General features: G+C 32.8%; 26 protein-coding genes. 9 read left to right on the top strand and 17 right to left on the bottom strand.

The window, feature by feature from the left end; all coding sequences use genetic code 11:
- Positions 1 to 5 precede the first annotated feature (5 nt).
- On the bottom strand, positions 6 to 647 hold the full coding sequence (locus ABTV69_RS14180) for a protein-L-isoaspartate(D-aspartate) O-methyltransferase (RefSeq protein WP_433829803.1): 642 nt from the start codon (positions 645 to 647) through the stop codon (positions 6 to 8).
- A gap of 299 nt (positions 648 to 946) precedes the next feature.
- On the opposite strand from ABTV69_RS14180, the gene ABTV69_RS14175 reads away from it, so the two are divergent.
- From ABTV69_RS14175 to ABTV69_RS14140, 8 genes are all read left to right on the top strand, one after another.
- Positions 947 to 1,912, top strand: coding sequence for a Gfo/Idh/MocA family protein (locus ABTV69_RS14175; protein WP_433829801.1), 966 nt, complete (start codon positions 947 to 949; stop codon positions 1,910 to 1,912).
- A 94-nt stretch (positions 1,913 to 2,006) separates the two neighbouring features.
- Complete coding sequence (locus ABTV69_RS14170) at positions 2,007 to 2,894, top strand: 3-hydroxyacyl-CoA dehydrogenase family protein (protein WP_433829799.1); 888 nt, start codon at positions 2,007 to 2,009, stop codon at positions 2,892 to 2,894.
- A 7-nt stretch (positions 2,895 to 2,901) separates the two neighbouring features.
- Positions 2,902 to 3,474 (top strand): hypothetical protein, encoded by a 573-nt coding sequence (locus ABTV69_RS14165; RefSeq protein ID WP_433829797.1) that lies wholly within the window; start codon positions 2,902 to 2,904, stop codon positions 3,472 to 3,474.
- A complete protein-coding gene (locus ABTV69_RS14160) occupies positions 3,471 to 4,127 on the top strand; it encodes a YggS family pyridoxal phosphate-dependent enzyme (protein WP_433829795.1) in 657 nt (218 codons plus the stop codon). The genes ABTV69_RS14165 and ABTV69_RS14160 overlap by 4 nt, the downstream gene beginning before the upstream one ends.
- 65 nt (positions 4,128 to 4,192) lie before the next feature.
- Positions 4,193 to 5,554, top strand: a complete 1,362-nt coding sequence (locus ABTV69_RS14155; RefSeq protein WP_433829793.1) for an exonuclease domain-containing protein — start codon at positions 4,193 to 4,195, stop codon at positions 5,552 to 5,554.
- A 30-nt stretch (positions 5,555 to 5,584) separates the two neighbouring features.
- The gene (locus ABTV69_RS14150) at positions 5,585 to 6,424 is read left to right on the top strand and encodes an ion transporter (RefSeq protein WP_433829791.1); all 840 of its coding nucleotides are present in this window, start codon (positions 5,585 to 5,587) and stop codon (positions 6,422 to 6,424) included.
- 152 nt (positions 6,425 to 6,576) lie between these two features.
- A complete protein-coding gene (gene miaA, locus ABTV69_RS14145; RefSeq protein ID WP_433829789.1) occupies positions 6,577 to 7,497 on the top strand; it encodes a tRNA (adenosine(37)-N6)-dimethylallyltransferase MiaA in 921 nt (306 codons plus the stop codon).
- Between the two features lie 42 nt (positions 7,498 to 7,539).
- Positions 7,540 to 8,286 carry an acyl-[acyl-carrier-protein] thioesterase gene (locus tag ABTV69_RS14140; protein ID WP_433829787.1) on the top strand — a complete coding sequence of 249 codons (747 nt, stop codon included), beginning with the start codon at positions 7,540 to 7,542 and terminating at the stop codon, positions 8,284 to 8,286.
- Positions 8,287 to 8,520: 234 nt separating this feature from the next.
- On the opposite strand, the gene ABTV69_RS14135 is transcribed toward ABTV69_RS14140, so the two are convergent.
- The 16 genes from ABTV69_RS14135 to ABTV69_RS14060 form a co-directional block, all read right to left on the bottom strand.
- Positions 8,521 to 8,973, bottom strand: a complete 453-nt coding sequence (locus tag ABTV69_RS14135; RefSeq protein WP_433829785.1) for a hypothetical protein — start codon at positions 8,971 to 8,973, stop codon at positions 8,521 to 8,523.
- 76 nt (positions 8,974 to 9,049) lie between these two features.
- Entirely contained in the window at positions 9,050 to 9,736 is a 687-nt protein-coding gene (gene prfH, locus ABTV69_RS14130; RefSeq protein WP_433829783.1) for a peptide chain release factor H, read from the bottom strand.
- A gap of 12 nt (positions 9,737 to 9,748) precedes the next feature.
- Positions 9,749 to 11,140, bottom strand: a complete 1,392-nt coding sequence (locus ABTV69_RS14125) for an RtcB family protein (RefSeq protein ID WP_433829781.1) — start codon at positions 11,138 to 11,140, stop codon at positions 9,749 to 9,751.
- Between the two features lie 545 nt (positions 11,141 to 11,685).
- Entirely contained in the window at positions 11,686 to 12,402 is a 717-nt protein-coding gene (locus ABTV69_RS14120) for a response regulator transcription factor (RefSeq protein ID WP_095927693.1), read from the bottom strand.
- A gap of 3 nt (positions 12,403 to 12,405) precedes the next feature.
- A complete protein-coding gene (locus ABTV69_RS14115; RefSeq protein WP_433829779.1) occupies positions 12,406 to 13,992 on the bottom strand; it encodes a sensor histidine kinase in 1,587 nt (528 codons plus the stop codon).
- A gap of 59 nt (positions 13,993 to 14,051) precedes the next feature.
- Complete coding sequence (gene coaE, locus ABTV69_RS14110) at positions 14,052 to 14,648, bottom strand: dephospho-CoA kinase (RefSeq protein ID WP_433829777.1); 597 nt, start codon at positions 14,646 to 14,648, stop codon at positions 14,052 to 14,054.
- Between the two features lie 2 nt (positions 14,649 to 14,650).
- A complete protein-coding gene (locus ABTV69_RS14105) occupies positions 14,651 to 15,649 on the bottom strand; it encodes a glycosyltransferase (protein ID WP_433829775.1) in 999 nt (332 codons plus the stop codon).
- Between the two features lie 124 nt (positions 15,650 to 15,773).
- Positions 15,774 to 16,964 (bottom strand): enoyl-ACP reductase FabV, encoded by a 1,191-nt coding sequence (gene fabV / locus ABTV69_RS14100; RefSeq protein WP_433829773.1) that lies wholly within the window; start codon positions 16,962 to 16,964, stop codon positions 15,774 to 15,776.
- A 21-nt stretch (positions 16,965 to 16,985) separates the two neighbouring features.
- Entirely contained in the window at positions 16,986 to 17,507 is a 522-nt protein-coding gene (locus ABTV69_RS14095) for a tetratricopeptide repeat protein (RefSeq protein ID WP_433829771.1), read from the bottom strand.
- Positions 17,508 to 17,516: 9 nt separating this feature from the next.
- Positions 17,517 to 19,169, bottom strand: coding sequence for a DNA repair protein RecN (gene recN / locus ABTV69_RS14090; protein WP_433829769.1), 1,653 nt, complete (start codon positions 19,167 to 19,169; stop codon positions 17,517 to 17,519).
- Between the two features lie 59 nt (positions 19,170 to 19,228).
- Complete coding sequence (locus ABTV69_RS14085; RefSeq protein WP_433829767.1) at positions 19,229 to 20,113, bottom strand: DUF4835 family protein; 885 nt, start codon at positions 20,111 to 20,113, stop codon at positions 19,229 to 19,231.
- 71 nt (positions 20,114 to 20,184) lie between these two features.
- Positions 20,185 to 21,399, bottom strand: coding sequence for a bifunctional phosphopantothenoylcysteine decarboxylase/phosphopantothenate--cysteine ligase CoaBC (gene coaBC, locus ABTV69_RS14080; RefSeq protein WP_433829765.1), 1,215 nt, complete (start codon positions 21,397 to 21,399; stop codon positions 20,185 to 20,187).
- Positions 21,400 to 21,406: 7 nt separating this feature from the next.
- Complete coding sequence (locus tag ABTV69_RS14075; RefSeq protein WP_008463064.1) at positions 21,407 to 21,724, bottom strand: DNA-directed RNA polymerase subunit omega; 318 nt, start codon at positions 21,722 to 21,724, stop codon at positions 21,407 to 21,409.
- Positions 21,725 to 21,733: 9 nt separating this feature from the next.
- A complete protein-coding gene (locus ABTV69_RS14070; RefSeq protein ID WP_433829763.1) occupies positions 21,734 to 22,528 on the bottom strand; it encodes an outer membrane protein assembly factor BamD in 795 nt (264 codons plus the stop codon).
- A gap of 137 nt (positions 22,529 to 22,665) precedes the next feature.
- Positions 22,666 to 23,547: a 4-hydroxy-tetrahydrodipicolinate synthase gene (gene dapA, locus ABTV69_RS14065; RefSeq protein ID WP_433829761.1), complete on the bottom strand. Its 882-nt coding sequence runs from the start codon at positions 23,545 to 23,547 to the stop codon at positions 22,666 to 22,668.
- 13 nt (positions 23,548 to 23,560) lie between these two features.
- Positions 23,561 to 24,073, bottom strand: coding sequence for a DUF6913 domain-containing protein (locus ABTV69_RS14060; RefSeq protein WP_433829759.1), 513 nt, complete (start codon positions 24,071 to 24,073; stop codon positions 23,561 to 23,563).
- 47 nt (positions 24,074 to 24,120) lie between these two features.
- On the opposite strand from ABTV69_RS14060, the gene ABTV69_RS14055 reads away from it, so the two are divergent.
- Positions 24,121 to 24,900 (top strand): 5'-nucleotidase C-terminal domain-containing protein, encoded by a 780-nt coding sequence (locus ABTV69_RS14055; RefSeq protein ID WP_433829757.1) that lies wholly within the window; start codon positions 24,121 to 24,123, stop codon positions 24,898 to 24,900.
- Positions 24,901 to 24,936: the final 36 nt, after the last annotated feature.

Below are 24,936 nucleotides of genomic sequence, written 5' to 3'. Positions count from 1 at the left end.
TCTTTCTAATTTTTATCTTCCAACAAAGGAACAAATCTAAATTCTCCAAACTCATGTTTTTCAAATTGAGTTTCATTCTTTCTGATTAATAAAGTCATAATCTGAACATCCTCTCCCAACGGAATAACAAGCCTTCCTCCTATTTTTAATTGAGCCATTAAAGGTTGCGGAATAAAAGGCGCTCCTGCTGTAACTATAATGCTATCAAACGGAGCAAAATTTGGCAATCCTTTATATCCATCTCCAAAAGTAACATGCTTTGGACGAATATTTAATTTCGGAAACAAATTAGAAGTTGTTTTAAACAATTCACTTTGTCTTTCAACAGTAAATACTTTAGCGCCAAGCATAAACAAAACAGCTGTTTGATAACCAGAACCTGTACCAATTTCTAAAACTTTATGATCTTTCTTAACTTCAAGCAATTGCGACTGAAAAGCAACCGTATAAGGCTGAGAAATAGTCTGCCCTGCTCCAATAGGAAACGCTTTGTCCTGATAAGCATAATCTTCAAAACTAGAATTTAAAAAAAGGTGTCTCGGGATTTTTTTTATCGCTTCCAGAACAGCTCTGTCAGTAATTCCTTTTTGCTCTAAAGTAGTTACTAATTGATTACGAAGTCCTTGATGTTTGGCAGTGTCTCTCAAAATGGGTAGGTTTTATTTTCGCAAAAATAAGAAACAAAACAGGATTTCAAATATTGATTTTTAAATAATAAAGTGTAAAGTCAAAAGTCGAAAGTTAAAAGCTCACAATCTGTAAGGCTGAGTGTCCCGAGACTTCGGGAGGAGCTCTTCAACTTCAGTCAGGGTAAAAGCTGCAAAAGAAACAAACAGCAAACGAAAAACGACCAACAACAAACAACCAACAGCCAACAACCAATAATTCGCTAAATTCATTTTCACGTTAAACAAATAAATTATATTTTTGTTTAAAATACATTCTCATGTTAAAAGTAGGAGTTTTAGGTGCTGGTCATCTTGGTAAAATACATTTACGCTTATTACAACAATCTGACAAATACGAATTAGTTGGATTTTACGACGAAAATCAAGAAAATGCCGAAAAAATCTCAAAAGAGTTTGGCTATAAAAACTTCAGCACAATTGCAAAACTCATTCACGCTGTAGATGTGATTGACATTGTTACTCCAACACTTTCACATTACAAATGTGCAAAAGTTGCGATCAAATCTGGAAAGCATATCTTTATTGAAAAACCAATTGCCAACACTGTAGAAGAAGCCGAAGAAATCATTGCTTTGGCAAAAGAATACAATGTAAAAGGGCAAGTTGGTCACGTAGAGCGCTTTAATCCTGCTTTTATTGCTACAAAAAACATGATCGAAAATCCGATGTTTATAGAAACGCATCGTTTGGCCGAATTTAATCCGCGCGGTACAGACGTTCCTGTGGTTTTAGATTTAATGATTCATGATATTGATGCCATTTTAAGCGTTGTAAATTCAAAAGTGAAAGACATTCATGCAAGTGGTGTATCTGTAATTAGTGATACTCCCGACATTGCCAACGCTAGAATCGAATTCGAAAATGGCTGCGTTGCCAATTTAACTGCGAGCAGAATTTCATTAAAAAACATGCGTAAATCACGTTTCTTTCAAAAAGACGCTTATATCTCAGTTGACTTTTTAGAGAAGAAATGCGAAGTAGTACGTATGAAAGATGCACCAGAAGTTCCTGGAGATTTTGATATGATTCTTCAAAATGCTGAAGGTGTAAAAAAACAAATTTATTTCACCAATCCTGATGTAGAGCAAAATAATGCAATTTTGGACGAGTTAAATTCATTTGCAGACGCAATCAACAACAATACAACTCCTGTTGTAACGCTTGAACAAGCTACAGATGCATTACGAGTGGCCTATCAAATTATTGACTGTTTCAATAAATAAGATTAAAAATTTTTAAAATAAAATTAGCCACGAAATTCACTAAAAAACTGTGAATTCGTGGCTAAATCGTAAAATATAATATACTAAAAGTAATATGAAAACAATAGCTGTAATTGGAGCAGGAACAATGGGTAACGGAATTGCGCATACTTTCGCGCAAAGCGGATTTACTGTAAAATTAATTGACGTTTCTGAAAAATCATTAGATAAGGGAATGGCAACTATTGCAGCCAATTTAGATCGAATGCTATCTAAAGGCACAATTACGCAAGAAGATGTTGCTAAAACTATCACGAATATTATTACTTATACAGATTTAAAAGATGGAGTTGTTGGCGTTGATTTAGTTGTTGAAGCAGCAACAGAAAACGTTGAATTAAAGCTGAACATCTTCAAACAATTAAACGAATATTGTTCACACAATACCATTCTAGCAACCAATACTTCTTCAATTTCTATTACACAAATCGGAGCTGTTGTAGCACATCCGGAACGTGTTATCGGAATGCACTTTATGAATCCGGTGCCGATTATGAAATTAGTTGAAATCATTCGCGGATACAATACTAGCGATGAAGTAACTAAAATCATCATGAGCTTATCTGAAAAATTAGGCAAAGTTCCGGTTGAAGTTAATGATTATCCAGGCTTTGTGGCAAACAGAATTTTAATGCCAATGCTAAACGAAGCAATCGAAACGTTATACAATAAAGTTGCCGGAGTTTACGAAATTGACACCGTAATGAAATTAGGAATGGGACACCCAATGGGACCTCTTCAATTGGCTGACTTTATTGGACTTGACGTTTGTCTTGCCATCTTAAATGTAATGTACGACGGGTTTAAAAATCCTAAATATGCTCCTTGCCCGCTTTTAGTAAATATGGTTAGAGCTGGAAAATTAGGTGTTAAATCTGGAGAAGGTTTTTACGATTACAGCGAAAGCAAAAAAGCAGAGAAAATTTCGAAGCAGTTTTTGTAAAACAAATATGAAAAAACTGTTTTTGCTGATTTGTCATTTTATAATAACTATTTGTTTTTCGCAAAACAATAGTATTCCTAAAAAACAATTTACTCTAAAAGAGATTGACAGTATTTGTTTAAAAAACGGGAGCAGTATCACTTCAGAAGGAAAAATAAACAAAGAAATAGAAAACAAGTCGAAAAAGTCTCTTGCCAAAGGTACATTTTCATACAGTCTCTATTTGAATCATTTTAACGAAGCAAATTACATTGGTTTATCAAATATTGAAAAAAGAAAATACAATTTTGACGCCAATAGTGAGTTGATAAAGGCCAAATACCATGAAATAATATATTATAGTAGTTCTTATTCTGAAACTATTGACGGGGAATTTTACTACGTGAACGATACACTTAATTATGCAAAAGTAAAGGCCGTAAGAAGTAAAAATAAAAAAGAAATAGAATCCGAAAAATTCAATATTGGTATTTCAGAATTAAACGAAACAAAGGTTTTTAAAACAACCTTTCTATTTGATTTCAAACATTGGATTCTTACGAAAAACGAAGATATACTTAAGATTTATAATAAAAAATGAGTAGCATAAAACAAAATCTTACATCCATAAAATCAAAACTTCCTGAACACGTAACTCTTGTTGCTGTTTCCAAAACAAAACCTGTTTCAGATTTGATGCAGGCTTATGAAGCGGGTCAGCGCATTTTTGGAGAAAACAAAATCCAGGAAATGACTGAAAAATGGGAACAAATGCCAAAAGACATTCAATGGCATATGATTGGTCATGTTCAGTCGAATAAAGTCAAATTTATGGCGCCTTATGTCACTTTGATTCATGGTGTTGACAGTTTGAAATTATTGCAGGAAATCAATAAACAAGCTTTAAAAAATAACAGAATTATTGATTGTCTTCTTCAAATTTATATTGCAGAAGAAGAATCTAAGTTTGGTTTGGACGAAAATGAATTAAACGAACTTTTAACTTCTGCAGAGTTCAAGGAATTGAAAAATATTCGTATCTTGGGTTTAATGGGAATGGCGACTTTCACCGAAGATCAAAACCAAATAAAAAAAGAATTCACCCATTTAAAATCTATTTTTGATTCCATCCAAAAACTGCAGATTGTTGATTTGAAAACAATCTCAATGGGAATGTCCGGAGATTATCAATTAGCTATTGAATGCGGAAGCACAATGGTAAGAATTGGAAGCAGTATCTTTGGTGGACGCTAAAAAAAAAAGATAGATAAAGATTGTAGATTTACTGAATACTAAAAACTGAACACTGAATACTGGATTTGTACGCGATATTAGACATAGAAACCACCGGAGGACAATTTAATGAAGAAGGAATTACTGAAATCGCCATCTACAAATTTGATGGGCATGAAGTAGTAGACCAATTCATCAGCCTTGTTAATCCCGAAATTCCAATTCAGCCATTTGTAGTAAAACTGACTGGGATTAATAACGCTATGTTACAGTCGGCGCCCAAATTCTATGAAGTTGCCAAACGTATTATCGAAATCACTTCAGACTGTGTAATTGTTGCACATAACGCTTCTTTTGATTACAGAATCCTTCGCACAGAATTTCGTCGTTTAGGATACGATTTTGAAGCTAAAACACTCTGTACAGTAGAATTAGCAAAAAAACTAATTCCAGAGCAACCTTCGTACAGTTTGGGAAAGCTAGTTCGCGCACTGGGAATTCCAATGGCAGATAGACATCGCGCCAGCGGAGATGCTATGGCTACGACTAAGCTATTCAAAATGCTTTTAGAAAAAGATACCGAAAAAACGATTGTAAAAGATTTTATAAAACTAGAAGTTGAAAAAGGAATTTCTCCAAAATTCTTGGACATCTTAAATCAAATGCCAACCAAAACTGGCGTTTATTATATTTATAATGAAGCTGGCACTTTGATTTATATCGGTAAGAGCCAAAATATCAAAAAGAGAGTCAATCAGCATTTTACTGGAGTTACAACCAAAAGTAAAAGAATTCAAGCAGAAGTTTTTACCATTACTTACGATGAAACTGGAAGCGAACTAATTGCGCTTTTAAAAGAAAGTCAAGAAGTAAAAATCAATCGTCCGAGATACAATCGTTCGCAAAAGAAAACCGTCTTTCCTTTCGCATTGTATGCAGAAAAGGATGCCAATGGATACATCAATTTAAAACTTGAAAAAGCTGACGGACGTAAAAAAGAAATTACATCTTTTGTTTCTTTGCAAGATGGTAAAAATGCACTTTTTAGATTTACGGCAAAATATCATTTGTGCCAGAAATTGACAGGCTTATATCAAACCAAAAAAGAGTGTTTTCAATATAAAATAAAAGAATGCGATGGCGCTTGTATTGGCGAAGTTACGCCTGAGGTTTACAATTTAAGAGTACAGCAATTTATTTCAGAAAATAGTTTTGAAAACAAGAGCATGATCTTAATCGACAGAGGCCGAAATGTAAACGAAAGAAGCGCTATTTTAATCGAAAATGGGACATATCAAGGCTATGCTTATTACGACTTGAATTATCAAATCACCAATATTGATATTCTTAAAAATATTCTGATCCCAATGCAACACAATCGTGATGTCAAAAACATCATTCAGAGTTATATTCGCAAAAGCAAATCATTAAAAATACTCCATTTCTAACTAAACAGAACTTTCATTATCTTTAAGGATATGAAAAAACAAAAATCACAGTACGAAATCTTTAGAGAAAAAGTCAAAATCATTCTTTATGGCACCAACACCATCTTAGGACGAATGTTCGATTTGGTTCTTTTAGGTTTGATATTATTAAGTGTTTTATTGATAATGCTTGACACTGTTGAAGGAATCAGTTCAAAATATCATTACCAATTATGGGTCTGTGAATGGGTCATCACAATATTCTTTACCATTGAATATATTCTTAGGATTATTTCCATTCAAAAACCAGTTAAATACATTTTCAGTTTTTACGGCATCATCGATTTACTAGCTGTTTTACCAATGTACTTGTCCATATTTTTTCCTGGTGCAAGTATTTTATCAATTGTAAGAGCACTACGTTTCCTTCGATTATTCAAAATTTTGCATATTCCCCAGATCAACCATCAGTCTCTACAATTAAAAGAAGCCATTGATGCGAGTAAAGAAAAAATTCTGGTTTTCATTTATTTTGTTTTAATCAGCACCATCATAATCGGCTCAGTAATGTATTTGGTTGAAGGAAAAGAATCCGGATTTACCAGTATTCCAATGGGAATTTATTGGACAATAGTAACCTTGACAACTGTTGGTTATGGTGACATTTCGCCACAAACTCCTTTAGGACAATTCATTGCTGCATTCGTAATGATTTTGGGTTATGGAATTATAGCCGTCCCGACCGGAATTGTAACCGCCGAATTTGCAAAAAAAAGCATGAGTAACAATGCCGTAAATAGTAAAAGAACTTGTAAAAAATGCCAATCCCAGGTTCATTTCGATAGCGCCAAATTTTGTTATCAATGTGGAACAGAATTACAAAATAATTAATTTAAGGAGCTAATCCAGCTGTACATTGCAACTCCTCCTTATCTTTGTTGTTTTTTAAAGTCATAAAGGGAGCTTCCGCTGGTCGCTCTTTTATTCCAAAAAAATAAACAAATATAAGTCCGGGGTTTCCATTTCCATCTGGGCTAAAAAATATGAAATACCTAATAACCATTGTCGGACCAACAGCTATAGGGAAAACAGCCCTGAGCATTGCATTGGCAAAACATTTTAAATGTGAAATTATTTCCTGTGACAGCCGTCAATTTTTTAAAGAAATGACGATAGGAACCGCCGTTCCAAGTCAAGAAGAATTAAGCGCAGCCAAACACCATTTCATTCAAAGTAAATCCATTTTCGAAAATTATACTGTAGGCGATTACGAAAAAGAAGCGCTTTTGAAACTAGAAGAATTATATCAAAATAATGATTTTGTCATTTTAATTGGTGGATCAGGTTTATACGTTGATGCTGTTTTAAAAGGTTTCGACGAGTTTCCGGAAATTGATCCGGAGGTTCGTACCGAAGTAAATTCAAATTACGAAAAATTCGGAATCGAATATCTTCAAGAGCAATTACAAAATTTAGATCCTGATTATTATCAAAAAATAACAATAGAAAATCCTCAAACCTTACAAAATCCACAGAGAATGATGCGTTTTGTAGAAGTTTGCATTGGATCGCAAAAACCCTATTCTTCATTTTTAAATTTGAAGAAAAACAACCGAAACTTCACTCCTATCTTAATTGGTTTAGATGCCGACAGAGAAGTAATTTACAGCCGAATCAACCAACGTGTAGATATCATGATGAACATGGGATTGTTAAAAGAAGCCGAGACTCTTTATCCCAACAAAGAGTTAAATGCTTTACAAACGGTCGGTTATAGAGAATTATTTAGTTATTTTGACGGAGAATTCACTTTGCCATTCGCAATTGAAGAGATAAAAAAGAACACACGAAGATTCTCAAAAAGACAATTAACGTGGTTTAAAAGAAATGAAAACACCAAATGGTTCGATTATTCGTTAGATAGAAAACAAATCATAGACTATATTGAAGAGCAAGTAAAATAATCTTTCATCTTGCTTCTTTTCTCTAAAAAAATAAAATTCAAAATGCCAATATCTCCAAATTTCACATCAGTCTTAAGTAAAGACTGGGAAATTAATTTTACACAATGTACGCCAAACGGCTACTTGAAATATACCGATTTATGCAATCTGTTACAACTTACCGCTGCTGCACATTCAGAAGTGGGTGGTATCAGCTTTACAGATATGCAAGAATTTGATCAAGCTTGGGTTTTAAGCAGAATGCGTGTTGAAATAACTGCTTTACCAAAATGGCAGGACGTTGTAACAGTAAAAACATGGATTAACAGTCTTGAAAATTCACGTTCGGTTCGTGCACTTGAAATGTATGTAAACGGAAAAAAGATTGTTGGCAGCGAAACCTATTGGGCTGTTTTCAATACCAAAGCACGTCGTCCAGAACCTTTAGCATTACCCTATGAACATTTCGAACTGTTTCCAGAGAACAGAGCAACAGCCGAAGGTTTCTCACGAATCAACATTAATCCTGACAAAGAATCTGTTTTCGAAAAAACGGTCTATTTATCTGATTTAGATATTGTAAATCATGCTAATAATGTGAAATATTTAGAATGGTGCCTTGATCATGTTGATGCAAAAAGAATCCTAAAACAAGAAGTTAAAAGCTTTGAAATGAATTTCCTAAAAGAGCTTTCTCTAAACGATCAAGTCGTTATTCATGAAAATGACAACGAAGATCATTCTGCAACAACTTTCAGCATTACAAAAGGCGATAAAAATTGTTTTGCTTTAGAATTGCATTGGAAATAATTCAAATATGTAATATGCAGTCCCTACGGGACATTTTCACATTCCTGAATTATTTTCTACCGATATATAATCTCTACGAGATAATTTTCATGATTAAAACTCCGTTAGGAGTTGAATATTGGTAGAAAAAAAATATTTACAGGAAACAAAATGTCCCGTAGGGACTATACATATTCAAATACAAAAAACGATGTTAATTCAAAATGATTAACATCGTTTTCATTTTAATCAAAATCACTTTGATTTCTTTTTAGAATCTTTCTTCTTTTTTTCAGGTTTCTTCTTTTTCAATAAATCCATTTTACCTTTAATGCGTTTTTCAACTTCGCTGATTCCAGAATCATAATCATGCTGAATAGTAAATAGCTTTGCTTGTTTAATTTCTTTTAAAGCATCTTTAAAATTGTGCTGTACTTCTAAAAGAACCGCTTTCTTTACATAAATATCAGATTTATTAATTCCTTTAATAGTCAAAGCGAAATCAATTAACTTTTGAGCTTCTTGAAAATAAGATTTAGCATCCTCATAATTCATTAATTGCTCTGCCTGAATTCTCCCATACAAACACAAAATCATCGTGTTTTTCGGATCATAAGAAAAAGCGTAATCTAAAGATTCTATTGTTCCTTCAAGCCAAAACGGATAATTATCCAAAGCTTGAAAAAGGTATTTATCAATTGTTTTCATTTTATGTGTCAATATTTATTGTTTTTTTTGGTCACATATAATTCGCATATTACTATTGTTTTTTGCGACCAAATTTTCAATGCTCATTTCGTAAATCGTTTTTAAGTTTCTGACGAGTTCCTTTGTAACTTTTCTCCACCTTGTTCTTTTTAAAATCACTTCCAGTGAAAACTCTCACAGGATTTCCACGCTGTACATTCAGCTGATTTTCCCATTGTTTGCCCACGTGATTTTTAAGCTGAAGTAGTTTCTCGTCTTCCATTTTTTTAATTAATCTTTCTGTTGCCAGTTTTTTGTTTTGATGTTGCGAACGGCTGTCCATAGCCACAACCGCAATTCCTGTTGGAATATGAGTTGCTCGAATCGCAGAACTGACTTTATTAACATGCTGTCCTCCTGCTCCAGAGCTTCGCATTGCTTGATATTGAATATCATTTTCAGAAAATAAATTATTTTTCTGTTGTTCAATTTCAAAAATGCCAATAAACCAGTTTTTGCGTTTGTGCATTTTCCGAAACTGACTTTGGCCAATCCATTGAATCGTTCCAATCCAGGAATTCACAAACTCATCTGTATTTTTTCCTTTTATAGCGATCGATGCTGTTTCTACAGTTCCGTTTTCAGTTCCTGCTTCTCTTTGCAATAAAACTGTTTCCAGTTGATTTTCCTGCGCTTCTTCGAGTACTTTTTTAAGCACTTGGGCAACCACCCAAGTGCATTCTGCTGGTCCGCGACCCGCCGTTATCTGAATTATCCTTTCCATTTATAATCTCTTTTAGCGGTCCATTCTAACAATCTTCGGAGTAAATGTTCCCAAAACTTCTACAAGATCTGTTTGGTTCGCCATTACTTTTTCAATGTCTTTGTAAGCCATTGGGGCCTCGTCGATATTACCTCCAATTAAAGTCACCTCATGTTTCTTCAATTCTTTATTAATCTGACTTTGTGTAAAACTGCTTTTACATTTCGCTCTCGAAAACAAGCGTCCTGCTCCGTGAGAAGCTGAGTTCAAACTCGCTGCATTTCCTTTTCCTTTCACAATAAAGCCTGGTGCAGTCATAGAACCTGGAATAATCCCAAGCTGGCCTTCACCTGCTGGTGTCGCGCCTTTTCTATGAACAATAGATTCTTGACCATTTACCATCTCTTTCCATGCAAAATTGTGATGGTTTTCAATTGTCACCACTACTCTTTTTCCAATCGCCTTGGCAATTCGTCTGTGAATATCATCGTGGCAAGCTTTTGCATATTCTCCAGCTAAATTCATTGCCAACCAATATTCCTGACCGTCATGTGTACTTAAATCCAGCCAAGCTAAATGCTGCACATTTTTCGGTAACGGACATTGTTTTGTTGCTAAATACGTGTAATGTTTCGCAATATTAGCGCCTAAACCGCGAGAACCACTGTGCGACAAGACAGCAAAATATTCTCCTTTTTCCAATTTCCACTCGTTCTCAGGATTTTCAATTTTTGCAATTCCGAATTCTACGAAATGATTGCCTCCGCCCGAACTTCCCAATTGCTTATAAGTTTTTGGCAAAAGATTCTTTAACAATAGAATATCTTGAAACTCCCTTTTATGAAAAACTTCATGATCCACTCGTGAAGATTGCACTTCGTTCATTCCGAATTTGGTATTATCTCTCAAAATTGCTTCCAATTGATGTTCCCTTCCTTTGAAATGAGCAGCTGGCAAATCAAAAATCGAAAGGCTCATTCTGCAACCGATATCAACACCAACCCCGTATGGAATTACAGCATTATCAGTCGCTAATACACCTCCAATTGGAAGTCCATAACCCGAATGTGCGTCTGGCATTAAAGCTCCCGATACTGAAATTGGCAATTTCAAAGCATCATATAATTGAAATTTTGCCTGCTGATCAATTTCATTTTCACCAAAAATTGTAAATGGTGCTCTTGTATTATTAAGCTGATGCATTCTTACTTGAACCGGTTTGATCAAGCCTTCCGCAACTTTTCCCCATGTTCCATTTCCTTCGTATTTTTCAGGATTTAATAATACGTCTTTAGCTTCTGTTAGAATAGATTCCTTTTTTTCTCTTTTTCTATATCTGTTTATCTGCCCTAAGGCTATGTTTATTGAATTGTTCTTTGGAAAACCCAACTTAATCAGGTCTTTTCCAGATAATTTATTTCCCATAAATTTTTTAATTATTTTATTTTGGGCGCGTCAATGAATTCTAAGTTTTATAAAATTTTAGAAAAACATTAGCGCGCAACAACTTTTATCCGTTTGGATAATTTTTAAATCTTTTTTCGGGAAAATTTTGAAGTGTCTAGAATAAAAAAAAGCCCGAAACTTATTGTCTTCGGGCTTTTTCTTATATCTAAAAATATCTTTCTAAGATTGAAATAAGCCACGAAGAATTGCTTCACCAAATCCATTTGATGTAAAGCTTTGAGATGTCGATGTAAGTACAAACACTATTTCTTCGTTTTAAGAGGTTATTAATTTTTTCGTGTGCAAATATTCATAATACTTTTTTGTTTTTCCAAATTTCTTTAAAGAAAATTCTTCAAAATAAAATCGATATTTTTTATTAAGCTTCCAAAACCATTTCTACAATTCTAAAAATCAAACAATTACAAATGATTTAACATTACAAAAATAAATTAAAATATTTTATCATAATGCACAAAAAAAGCCCTGATTTCTCAGAGCTTTTATATTTTTTACTGAACTAATTATTCAGAAACTTTGCTTTTTATTACTAATCTAAAACCTTCTCCATGAATGTTTAAGATTTCAACATCTTCATCTGCTTTTAGATATTTTCTCAATTTGGCGATGTAAACGTCCATACTTCTTGATGTAAAGTAGTTATCGTCTCTCCAGATTTTTGTTAAGGCTAATTCTCTTGGCATTAAGTCGTTTTCATGAAGAATTAACATTTTAAGCAATTCATTTTCTTTTGGAGACAATTTGATTGGCTCTTCATCTTGAAAAGTTAAGAATCTCAATTTTGAATTTAAGTGAAATTTACCAATGTTAAACTCAAACTGTACTTGTTCTGCTTTTGTATCTGCCGATTTTCTTTGAATGATTGCTTTAATTTTCATTAAAAGAACTTCAGAATCAAAAGGTTTATTTAAATAATCGTCTGCGCCAGCTTTGTAACCTTTTAACACATCTTCTTTCATTGATTTTGCAGTTAAAAAGATAATTGGCACTTCACTGTTCTTCTCTCTAATTTCTTTGGCCAAAGTGTAACCATCTTTATAAGGCATCATTACATCCAGGATACATAGATCATATACATCTTTTTTGAATTTCTCGAAACCTTCCATACCGTTTTTAGCTAAAGTAACTTCAAAGTCATTTAACATTAGATAATCTTTAAGAACCGCCCCAAAATTTAGGTCATCTTCTACTAAAAGTATTCTTTTGTTAGTATTTTCCATATTTTAATTTATTAATGGTATTTTTATTATAAAGGTGCTACCTTTTCCTTTTTCGCTTTCTACATATACTTGACCATTGTGATCCTCTACTATCCTTTTTACGTATGCAAGCCCTAAACCATGTCCTTTTACATTATGAAGATCTCCTGTGTGCTCTCTGTAAAATTTCTCAAAAACTCGTTTTTGAGCTATCTTACTCATTCCCAACCCATGATCTCTTACTTTAATCAAAATCATATCTTTAATGTTTTCAGTAAAGATCTCGATCTCTGGTGCATCAGGAGAATATTTGATAGCATTTTCCAAAATATTAACCAGCACGTTTGTAAAGTGAACTTCGTTTATTAAACAAGTTGTTCTTGCAGCATTATAATGCTTTACTATACTACCTTTTTTATCTTCCAGAATAAGATTCACGTGCTCAATAGCATCATCAATTATATCTGTAACTACAGTAGGTTCTTTTGTAATATCTAGCTCTCTTTTTTCTAATTTTGAAATACGTAATACGTTTTCAACCTGAGCGTGCATTCTTTTATTTTCATCGCGAATCATTTGAAGATAACGGTAAACCTTTTCTTTATCTTCAATAACTTTCGGACTTCGTATAGCATCTAATGCTAGGTTTATAGTTGCAATTGGAGTTTTAAACTCATGCGTCATATTATTTATAAAATCGGTTTTGATTTCAGAAATATGTTTCTGACGCAATAATTGATTTAATGCACTTGTATAGGCAACTATTATAATTAATGTAAAAACTATTGATAAAATAGTAATACTTAATAATTCAGATAATAAGAATTTCTTTTTGTGCGGGAAAGTAACTGATAATTCATATCTGCTATTTCCCTCATTATCTGTATAAATTGGAATATTATAGGTTGCTTCTTTATCAAAATGAAATCCTTCCGATTTTATTTTTGTTGGAACACCGCTACTATAGATTCCGAATTCAAATTTGGTTTTTACACCGTATTCTTCGAGTTCTTTCTTCAATAATTTAAAAAGCTTATCCTTTGTAATTCTCCCTTCAATTGGAGTTAAAGAGGCAATATCTTTATACTGAATTTGTTGCTGAACTTTATTTAAAATATCTAAACTTCCTGATTTTTCACTTCTAAGATCAGGAATAATGCTCTGTCCTAAATTATTATTGTCAATTCCGGCGTTGTTATTGTAAACTTCAGTTACTCTTTTTGAGCTAAAATTTTTAAATCGTTCGCTACTGAATTTTTTGTTAAAAACAGAACCATTGATATCATAATCTTCAGATGTCAATGTGTTTGAATAAACGATTGTCTTATTCGTTTTTGTGTTTCTCTGTACGTACAGTACTTCTAGTAAGTCTTCTTTTTTTGGAATTTTACCCGTACTATCTTTTATACGGTTGTATTTGTCGTAGAAACTGTACTCTTCTTGTTGTTCCAGCTTATCTGCAACATTTCCAATTACTTGAGTAACGTGGTATTTAAATTGCTCTTCATTATTTTTGAACGAAGAATTGAACCAAAACACTTGCACTAGAATTATCCCTATCAAGGACAGGCTCATCAATAAAACAAGTATTCTAAAAAATAATTTATTCATCGAAACAAAATTAATATTTTAACAATATACTAAATAATACATTAACCAAATATTAACATTTAAGACTGTTTTTGTTTTATATTTAAAATTTTAAGAATTTTAACAACTTCTTCTTTAGCATTTTTAAGATTATTGTTATTAATCACGAAATTGCTATTAGAAATTCGTTTTTCATCATTCCACTGCATTTTCATTCTACTTAGAACCTGTTCACGTGTAGTTTTATCTCTTTTTATAACGCGTTCAATTCTCATTTCTTCTGGTGCTGTCACGGTTATAATCACATCACAATCTTTATATCGGCCGCTTTCAAACAGAATAGCAGCTTCATATAGTACATATTCGTAATTTTTATATTCTTTTGCCCATTCCTCAAAATCTACTTTTACTGCAGGATGTACAATTGCATTCAATTTTGCCAACTGTTCTTTATCGTTAAAAACAACTTGCGCTAGTTTAGCACGATTTAAAACTTCATCATCAAAAATACTGCCACCAAATGTAGATTTTACTTCTGCCAAAATATTTTTTGACTGCATTACTCTTTTTGCACCATCATCGGCAATATAGACAGGAACACCCAATTCTTGAAAATAGTTAGCAACAGTTGTTTTTCCGCTGCCAATCCCTCCTGTAAGACCAATAACTTTTGTCATTCTTATAATTTAAAAAACATACGCGGAAAAGCTTCTTGCGGTTTTTTCTTTAATAAAATCACTTTAATATATGATTTTAAAAATCCTGTCCCATAACCATAAAACTGTTTCCAAACGGCTATCACAGATAGAGATCCAATTTTAATACTTTTATTTTGAATACTAGCTGTAAGAAAAATTATAACGAAATATACGAAATATAATTGTAATAAAATATCGATATTGAAAATTAACAATAAAAAAGCTAATAATAATCCGAATAGAAAACAAGTTGGAAAGAAAAAAGTTAACTTATTATGCTCTGGATACCAACTATTTAAAATTGGTCGTGCTATACCGAATTTATTTACTTGTATTGAGAATTTCTCCCAATCGATTCTTCTTTTGTGATACACGTAAGCTTCTTTAAAAAGTCTTGTTTCAAAACCTAAATTCCATAAACGAATTGATAAATCTGGGTCTTCTCCTGGATGAATATTTCCAAAGCCTTTTGATGCTTCGAAGGCTTTTTTAGAAATTCCCATATTGAAGCTACGTGGCTGAAACTTATTAATTTTCTCAGAACCACCTCTAATTCCACCGGTTGTTAAAAAAGAAGTCATAGCAAAATTGATTGCTTTTTGAATGTCTGAAAAACTGTCTAGCGCTTTATCTGGACCTCCAAAGCAATCCACATATTGCTCATCCAATTCTTTACGAACTTCGGTTAAATATTGAGATGGAATAATACAATCTGAATCAAAAATGATAAAATAATCTCCTCTCGCTCTCTGCATTCCGAAATTTCTTGAATCTCCAGGTCCCGAATTTTCTTTAAAATAATAAGAGATATTTAATTTCCCTTGATAATTCATCACTACATCTCGACATGGAATAGAAGATCCGTCTTCGACAAGAACAATTTCAAAAGCTTCATTATAATCAGATTTTGTGAGACTTTCCAAAAGCTCATCAACTTCATCTGGACGATTATACACGGGTATAATTAAAGAAAAAATCATAGCAGAATATGCGTTATTAAAGGTGTATTTTTATTGTTTTAAAATTTTAACAAAGATATGTTATATTAACAAAAAAACCATCAACTTTTGGCTGATGGTTTTTTGTTTTATATAGTAAATACTGTTACTTGATGCTATCAATAGCAACAACTTCATTAGTATCTGCGTTGTAATCAACACCAGGAACTTCAAATCCGAATAAATTCAAGAAATCACTTCTATAACCTGCTAAATCACCAATTTCTGGTAATGTTTCAGTTGTAGCTTCCAACCACAATTTAGCCACTTTTTCTTGAACATCTTCTCGCATTTCCCAATCATCAATTCTGATTCTTCCTTTTTCATCAACAGGAACTTCAGAACCATTGTACAATCTGTCTTGGAATAAACGTTGAATTTGCTCAATACAACCTTCGTGAATTCCTTCTTCCTTCATAATTTTATACAAAAGAGAAATGTATAATGGAATTACAGGGATTGCAGAACTCGCTTGCGTTACCAATGCTTTATTTACAGAAACATAAGCTTTACCTCCGATAGATTTCAATGAATCTTCGATAGTAAATGCAGTAGCCTCTAAATGATCTTTTGCACGACCGATAGTTCCTTTTCTATAAACAGCTTCAGTTAATGCTGGCCCGATATAAGAATAAGCAACTGTTACAGCTCCTTCTGCCAATAAGTTTTCAGCTTTTAAAGCTTCCATCCACATAGCCCAGTCTTCACCTCCCATAACCGCTACAGTGTTTTCGATATCTTCTTCGTTTGCTGGAGAAATCGAAACATCTGAAACTTTTCCTGTATGGAAATCAACTGTTTTATTTGTAAAAGTTTGACCAATTGGCTTTAAAACTGAACGGTGTGTAACACCTGTATTTGGATTAGTACGAACTGGAGATGCTAAACTGTAAATTACAAGATCTACTTGCCCTAAATCCGCTTTAATTAAATCTAGAGTTTCTCTTTTAATTTCGTTTGAAAATGCATCACCATTGATACTTTTTGCATATAAACCTGCTTTATGAGCTTCTTTTTCAAATGCTGCAGAATTATACCATCCTGGTGAAGCTGTTTTCCCTTCAACTGGTGGTTTTTCAAAAAACACTCCAATTGTTGATGCACCAGAACCAAAAGCACTAGTAATTCTTGAAGCCAATCCGAAACCTGTAGAAGCACCAATAACTAAAACTTTCTTAGCACCAGCAATTTCTCCTTTAGATTTTACGTATTCGATTTGATTTTTTACATTTTGCTCAGCTCCCGTTGGGTGGGCAGTCAAACAAATAAATCCTCTCATTCTAGGTTCTATAATCATCTTGCAATATTTTTTTTTGTATTATTTCAATTTCAGTTTTAATTTTTCAAAAATAGACATTTTATCCTTAACCCTTTTCATATTAGCCTTCATATTGTCAATAAAATTTGGGTTCAATGCATTCTTCATAGCTTCTCTGTAATAGCTATACGCTATACTATATTGATTTTCATATTCTGCCATTCTTCCTAATTCACTGTTATAAGAAGAGTTATCTGCATTTTCTAAATTAGCAACCGTAAGCTTGATATGCTCTTTTGCTTCAGCATAACGTCCAATATCAATAAGCAAATAAGTGTAATTTAAATAAGGAGCTGGATATTTAGGATCGAATTTCATCGCCAATTTATAATGATAAATTCCTCTATCGTAATCGCTTAATTTATTGTAATAAATCCATCCTAAGTGATTGTGTGCTTTTCCAAAATCCGGATATTGGGACAGGATTTCTTCGAGCAATTCTTTTGCATCTGCAGAATTTCCTTCAGAAATTAATGAATCTGCTTTTATAAATTGATTTTCGTAAAAACTCAAACTTTCCATTTCTATAGTCTAATTCAATAATTGTTTTGCATGATTTAATGCTGAGTCCGAAATATTGGCTCCTGATAACATCTGCGCAATTTCTAAAATTCGGTCTTCTTGAGATAGAAGTTTCAATTCAGACAGTGTATCCTCTCCTACTGTAGATTTCGAGACCTTGAAATGAGAATCTCCTTTTGCTGCAATCTGTGGTAAATGGGTGATCGCAAATATCTGCATCGTTGCGCTCATTTCTTTCATAATCTCCCCCATTCTAATAGCAATTTCTCCCGAAACACCAGTATCAATTTCATCAAAAATTAACGTTGGCAATTTCGAATATTTTGCTAAAATTGCCTTCACAGCCAACATAATACGAGACATCTCTCCACCAGAGGCTACTTTTTTCAAAAGTCCAAAATCCGTTCCTTTATTAGCAGAAAATAAGAATTGTAGTTCGTCTTTTCCGTTTTGAAAATACGTTTCAGAAGGCTGCAATTCCATATTAAAACGAGCGTTTGGCATTCCTAAAGTTTCTAAAATAGCAACTAGCTGTGCTGATAGATTCGGAATTGCTTTTACTCTATTTTCATGTATTTTCGATGCATAATTATCCAATTCCGATGCTTTTTCTTCAATAATCTTAGTTAAAGAAGCAATTTCCTCATCCATATTATCCAATTCCAGTAAAGAGTTTCCTAAGTCTGATTGAATTTGAAGTAACTCATCTACAGAACTCACCTGATGTTTTTTCTGTAAATTATAAATCGACTGCAATTTTTGATTGATCAGCTCTAATTGCGCAGGGTCATTTAATAATTTCTCTGAGCAGTTTTCCAATTCTTTAGAAACATCATCAAACTCAATTGTTAAACTTGTAATTCTTTCAAATAAGTTTTGATATTCCGTAGAAAAAGGAGCTACTTTTTGCAATGCATTTTTAATCTCGTTTAAACTATGAAAAACACCGAATTGTTCTTCATTTGCGATAGCCAAAGATTTATCCAGAGATTCTTTGATAATCTCAACATTATTTAATTTTTCGTAATCAGCTTCTAATTCTTCTTGTTCACCAGATTTCAATTGCGCTGCAACCAATTCATTCAATAAAAAAGTATGATATTCTTGTTCCTTTCCTGCATCGCTTTGTTTTTTCAGCAATGCATTCAACTTTGATTTATCTGATTTATAAGATTTCAGCAGTTTTTGATATTCAGCAATTATATCTGTATTATTTGCAATGGCATCAATAATTTTAAACTGAACATTTTCATCTGATAATTCTTGAGTTTGCTGTTGCGAATGAATATCAATCAAATACAAACTCAAATCTTGCAGTTCTTGAAGATTTACCGGACTATCGTTTACAAAAGCGCGAGATTTCCCAGAAGGCAAGATTTCTCTTCTAATAATTGTTTCATCTTCATAATCCAAGTCATTTGCTTCAAAAAACTCTTTTAAATTATATTTACCAATTTCAAACTGCGCTTCAATAACGCATTTTTCTTCCTTATTTTTCAACGAAGTAAGGTCTGCTCTTTTACCCAAAACAAGACCAATAGCTCCTAAAATAATTGATTTACCCGCACCTGTCTCTCCTGTAATTATAGAAAAACCTTTAGAAAAATCTATGGCTAGTTTTTCGATAAGAGCATAATTTTTAATTGACAACGATGTAATCATAGGGCAGTTTTGTAAATATGAAAGTTAAAAGTTAGCGAAGATAAAAAATGAAAACGAGATTAATATTTAATCTGAGACCATTTAGTAGAGTTTAACGGAGAAACTTTATTTAAAACATCGGTTAAATCGGTAATGGGAATACTTGGTCCACCTGAAAAAATAGAGACAATTTCATCTGATTTTGCATCGAAGAAAACTCTCGTAATAAAAGCATTTGGCTTAACTGAATTCAATTTTCCGATAAGTAATATTGCATTTTTTATTTTCTCTTTCGAAGATTTAATATCCAATGTCATCGCGTCTAAACCCGTATGATATGCATAACTTGTTTGACGCAAATCACTATATGTTGGCGCAATCATATCATTTATCAAATAATAACGATTCTGAAGTCCATCAGATTGATTCCAACCTTTAAAACCACCTTGTTGGGCAACATTGGCAATGTTCTGTGCCGTTTGAAGATAAGGATTCCCAGCTCCCATTTGAAAAGTATCAGCATCCATTCCTAAAATCACATAACAATAAAACGAGATGACAGAAACTAAATTTGATTCGTAAGTACTCGGATTAAAAAGTAATGGCTCATACTCTGTGTATCGGAAATTAAAATCTTTGTCGTTGTAATTTAAAACAGGTGAAGAATATGTGGAATTAAAAATCAATCTTGACGACTGAACTTGGATTGTTCCCGTAAATTGATCTGAACTGTTAGACGATAAAGTAATATACATCGAACAGTTTATTCTTTCGTTTTGTTTTAAAACCGATCCCGTCCAATCAGTTTTGTTTATAAATTCAGCTAAAGAAGTCTGAAGCGTTTTAAAAACCTGATTATTGGGATTTGTTAGACGTTCTGTATTAATAGTTACTGTACAATTTAGCTGTTGCGCTTGCACAAAACCAAAGCTTAAAAATACCAATAGCGTAACTATCTTATTCATAACGTCTAAATATTTAATTTTACAAACACAAGTGGGCTTCCCAATTATGCTTTTGGCGTATATTTTAAATTTTATGATTTTAAAAAATGCAGAATAACTTTATTCAAAATATCAGCCGCAACAGATTCTTTTGATTTTAATTCCATTGGTTCGATTTCAAAATTTTTATCAATAAACGTTACTTTATTGGTTTCTTTTTTAAAACCTGCACCTTTATCTTGTAAGGAATTTAAAACAATCAAATCTAAGTTTTTTTTCTGAATTTTCAGCTTAGCATTTTCAATTTCATTTTCAGTTTCTAATGCAAACCCGATTAAAAACTGCTTCTTTTTGATAGCTCCCATAGAAGACAATATATCTTTTGTCTTCTCCAATTCTATCGAAAACTCGTCTGTATTCTTCTTAATCTTTTGATTAGCAACAAATTTAGGCCTATAATCTGCAACAGCGGCAGCAGCAATCGCCACATCTACTTCATTAAAATGCAAATGGCAAGCATCATACATTTCTTGAGCTGAAACAACATCTACCACTTTTATCAGACTGTTTTTAGCTTTTAAATGGGTTGGACCAGCAATAAGAAACACTTCTGCACCTAGACTCGCCGCTTCATTAGCGATATCAAACCCCATTTTTCCTGAAGAATGATTTCCAATAAAACGTACAGGATCTATTGCTTCGTATGTTGGACCTGCGGTTACTAGTATTTTTTTACCTTTTAAAGGTAGTTTGCTTTCTAAATCAGCCTCTAAAAAAGTGACGATATTCTCTGGTTCAGCCATTCGTCCTTCGCCAGACAAACCGCTTGCTAATTCTCCGCTTTCAGCAGGAATCATAGTATTTCCAAACTGTTTTAGCGCAGCAAAGCTTGATAAAGTTGAAGGATGTTTGTACATATCCAAGTCCATTGCTGGTGCAAAATAAACTGGACATTTTGCCGACAAATAAGTAGCAATTAAAAGATTATCACAGTTTCCTGTTGCCATTTTAGACAATGTATTTGCAGTAGCAGGCGCAACCAGCATTAAATCGGCCCAAAGACCCAATTCAACGTGATTGTTCCAAACCGCATCTTCACTGTCTTGATTAAAGAAACTTGAATGTACTGGATTCTTTGATAATGTAGATAATGTAAGTGGAGTTACAAAATCCTTAGAAGCAGGTGTCATGATCACTTGGACATGTGCACCTGCTTTTATAAAAAGTCGTACTAAAGTGGCTGTTTTATACGCTGCGATTCCACCAGAAACTCCTAGTAAAATCTTTTTCCCGTTTAAAACTGACATTGTACTATTATTTGTTTGAACTTCTGTGGTAAGTTTTACCGTCTAACCATTCTTGAACAGCTAAAGCGTGTGGTTTTGGTAATTTTTCGTAAAATTTAGAAACTTCAATTTGTTCTTTATTTTCAAAAACTTCTTCTAGACTATCATTGTAAGTAGCAAACTCTTCTAATTTTTCAGTCAATTCTTTTTTAATCTCTGAATTAATTTGATTTGCTCTTTTAGCCATAATGGTAATTGCCTCATACACATTTCCTGTTGGCTCTTCAATAACTGTTTTATTGTAAGTTATTGTGTTTACAGGAGCATTCGTCTTTTTTAAATCCATGACTTTATTTTATTTAGTAAATTTTTGTAAATCTGTTTCAACTCTGGCATTCATTTCTTCTGCCTGTTTTTTATATTTTGTATCGCTTTTAAACTTTAACAAATTAGCATAAGCTGTTTGCGCAACATGTAAACGTTCTTCCATTTTTGAAGGAATACTATTAATTGCCAACTGATATGCTGAATCGTATTTATAAAACAATGCATCTTCTTTAAAAGGTGTACCAGGAAAATCAGCAATAAAGTTATCAAAAGCGATTAAAGCCGATTTGTAATCTGAAATTGTATTGTATCCTTTCGCGTTTTCGAATGCTTTTTTCTCTAATTTACCATTTAACTTCTGCACAGCCTCATTTGCTTGAGGAATATATTCAGAGTTTGGATAATTATCAATAAATGTTTGTAGTTTTTCTAATGCCTTTACAGTATCTGCTTGATCTAAGCTATATACTGGCGACAATTTAGAATAACTGTAAGCTCCCAAAAAAGCAGCTTCCTGTACTTTTTCACTTCGTGGATAACCCGAAACAAATGCTTCAAACTGATAACCAGCTAAATAATATTGTTTCGTTTTATAGTAAGACTGCGAAAACATGTAAAACAGCTTTTCTGCCTGAGGTTTTCCTCTGTAAGAAGTGGCCAATTGTTCAAAAAGACGAATCGCTTTTGTATACTTACCGGCATCATACATTTTTGTTGCCATTTCAAATTTTGCTGCAACATCTTCATTTTTCAACGCTTTTTGATATTCTCCACAAGAATAAAAAAGAGTTACAACAATTAAAAGCAATAGTGTTTTTTTCATTTTCTTACTGTTATTACAATCTCTCAGACAATTATGCCAAAGTGAAATCGCACCGAAGTTTCGGTGGCAAATTTAGTTATTAATTTAGCTACTGCAAAATAATTTTTTAGTATCTTAAAATACTAACACTTTAACAATTATTTAATGCTGTTTTTTACAAAGTCATTTAGTCTTGTTGCAAGCGATTCGTCAACAGAAACTAGCGGAAGACGAACCGTGTTTTCAGCAATTCCAAGGGCTTGGAAGATTTGTTTGATTCCGGCTGGATTTCCCTGCTCAAAAATCATATCAATACTGTCTGATAAAAAATAGTGCGTTTTAAAAGCATCAACTGCTTTTTTATTCAATCCTAAACGAATCATTTCCGAAAATTCTTTAGGAAAACCTTGTCCAATTACAGAAATAACTCCTGCTCCACCCGCTAAAACGATTGGCAATGCCAACATATCGTCTCCAGAGATCACTAAGAAATCTTTTGGAGCATTTTTAATAATCTGCATAGCTTGAGCCATATCTCCAGCAGCTTCTTTAATCGCTACAACATTTTTAAAATCGTTAGCCAAACGCACCACAGTTGAAGGAAGCATATTGCTTGAAGTTCTTCCTGGAACATTATATAGGATTACAGGAACTGGAGAAGCTTCAGCAATTGCTTTAAAATGCTGATAAATTCCTTCTTGAGTAGGTTTATTATAATATGGAGAAACAGATAATATTGCTTCAAAAGCAGTAAAATCTCTTGTTTTTAACTCTTCAACAATCTGCATAGTATTATTACCTCCAACTCCTAACACTAGAGGCAATCTTCCTTTATTTACATCGATTACAGTCTTTATAACCAACTCTTTCTCATCTGCTGTAAGGGTTGCATTTTCTGCTGTTGTTCCCATTACAACCAAATACTCCACTCCACCATCTATAGAGAAGTTTACAATTCGCTGTAAAGCCTCGATGTCAACTGAAAAATCTTTTTTAAATGGTGTTACAAGCGCAACGCCAGTTCCTATTAATGATTGCATATTATTAATTAATTTATTTTATATTTTTTAAATACCTAAACAATTCTGAAATGAATAGTTTATAGTTTCCTAATTCTGTACTAATCATAAAGCGATTCAATCTTTGATCTACAGTAGAAAATCCTACTTTAAATTTAGCTTTTGACTTGCTTGTGATCAATTTTAAAATGACATTTTCAACATCATAATAACTTAGCAAAAGATCAAATTCTGAATTTACAAATTCACTCAAGAAACCTTCTGTAATTTCCCCGTTCCAATTGATGTGTTTTTTAGCAAAAGTTGGACGAGAATAGGTTTCTTTTTCCTTGAATTTTTCTCTGTATGCAAGAACTTTTATGTTTTCTAAAGCAATTCCGTGGAGCGCTAACTCCTTTATTAATGCTTCTGAATGTTCAAAATTGCTCTCATCTATCAATAAACCAATCGTTTGAATCTTTTTAGCAAATACTTCGCTTTTTTTATTATTTAAATTAACATTTAATGATTTTTTTACAAAAAACTCCTTTATATAATTCAAAAACATAGTACTTTTACCAGATTACAAAATTAATTATTTAAGTTGCATTTAAAATGGTAAAACTAAAAAAGTATAACGGATTTTTAAAACTTTTTGTTATATTCTTAACACTTTTTTCAATCTCTTCTTGTAGTAAGAACAACTACAATTTAACAAAAATTGAAGGAAAACAACTTCCAGTTAACGAAAAAGCTGCGGAAACTCCTGAAATTGAAAATTTTATTAAGCCTTATCGCGATCACATTAACAAAGATTTGGACAATGTATTGGCTTATTGTCCTGAAACTCTTGACAAAAGTACAGGCAAATGGCAAACCGGCATTGGAAGTTTAATGGCTGATGTTTGCGTACTAAGAGGAAACATTGTTTTTAACGCTCGCGAAAAGAAAGATATTGATTTATGTCTTTTAAACCATGGCGGTATTCGTGCTATTCTTCCAAAAGGAAATGTTACAACAAGATCTGCCTTTGAAATTATGCCTTTTGAAAATAGCTTGGTTGTTATGGCTCTAAAAGGTGAGCAAATCTCAGAAATTGCTGCTTATATTATTAAGGAGAAAAAACCTCAACCATTGTCTGGAATGACTTTTACAATTACAAAAGACAATAAAGCAAAAAACATTATGGTGCAAGGCAAACCGCTTGATCTAAACAAAACGTACTATGTTGCCACAAACGATTACTTGGCAAATGGTGGAGACAGCATGACTTTCTTTGCAAAAAGCACTCAGAAGTTTGACTTAAACTACAAACTTAGAGATGTACTGATTGATTATTTTAAAGAAGTAGACACTGTTGTGGCTCCTAAAAATATCAGAATCACAGAGGAATAAAAATTATAAAAAACAAGCAAAGCATTTCTGCAAAAA

The organism is Flavobacterium anhuiense, from assembly GCF_050990855.1.
GTDB classification, from domain to species: domain Bacteria; phylum Bacteroidota; class Bacteroidia; order Flavobacteriales; family Flavobacteriaceae; genus Flavobacterium; species Flavobacterium anhuiense_C.
Note: the sequence above shows the minus strand (reverse complement) of the source record. Positions and strands in the feature narration are given on the sequence as shown.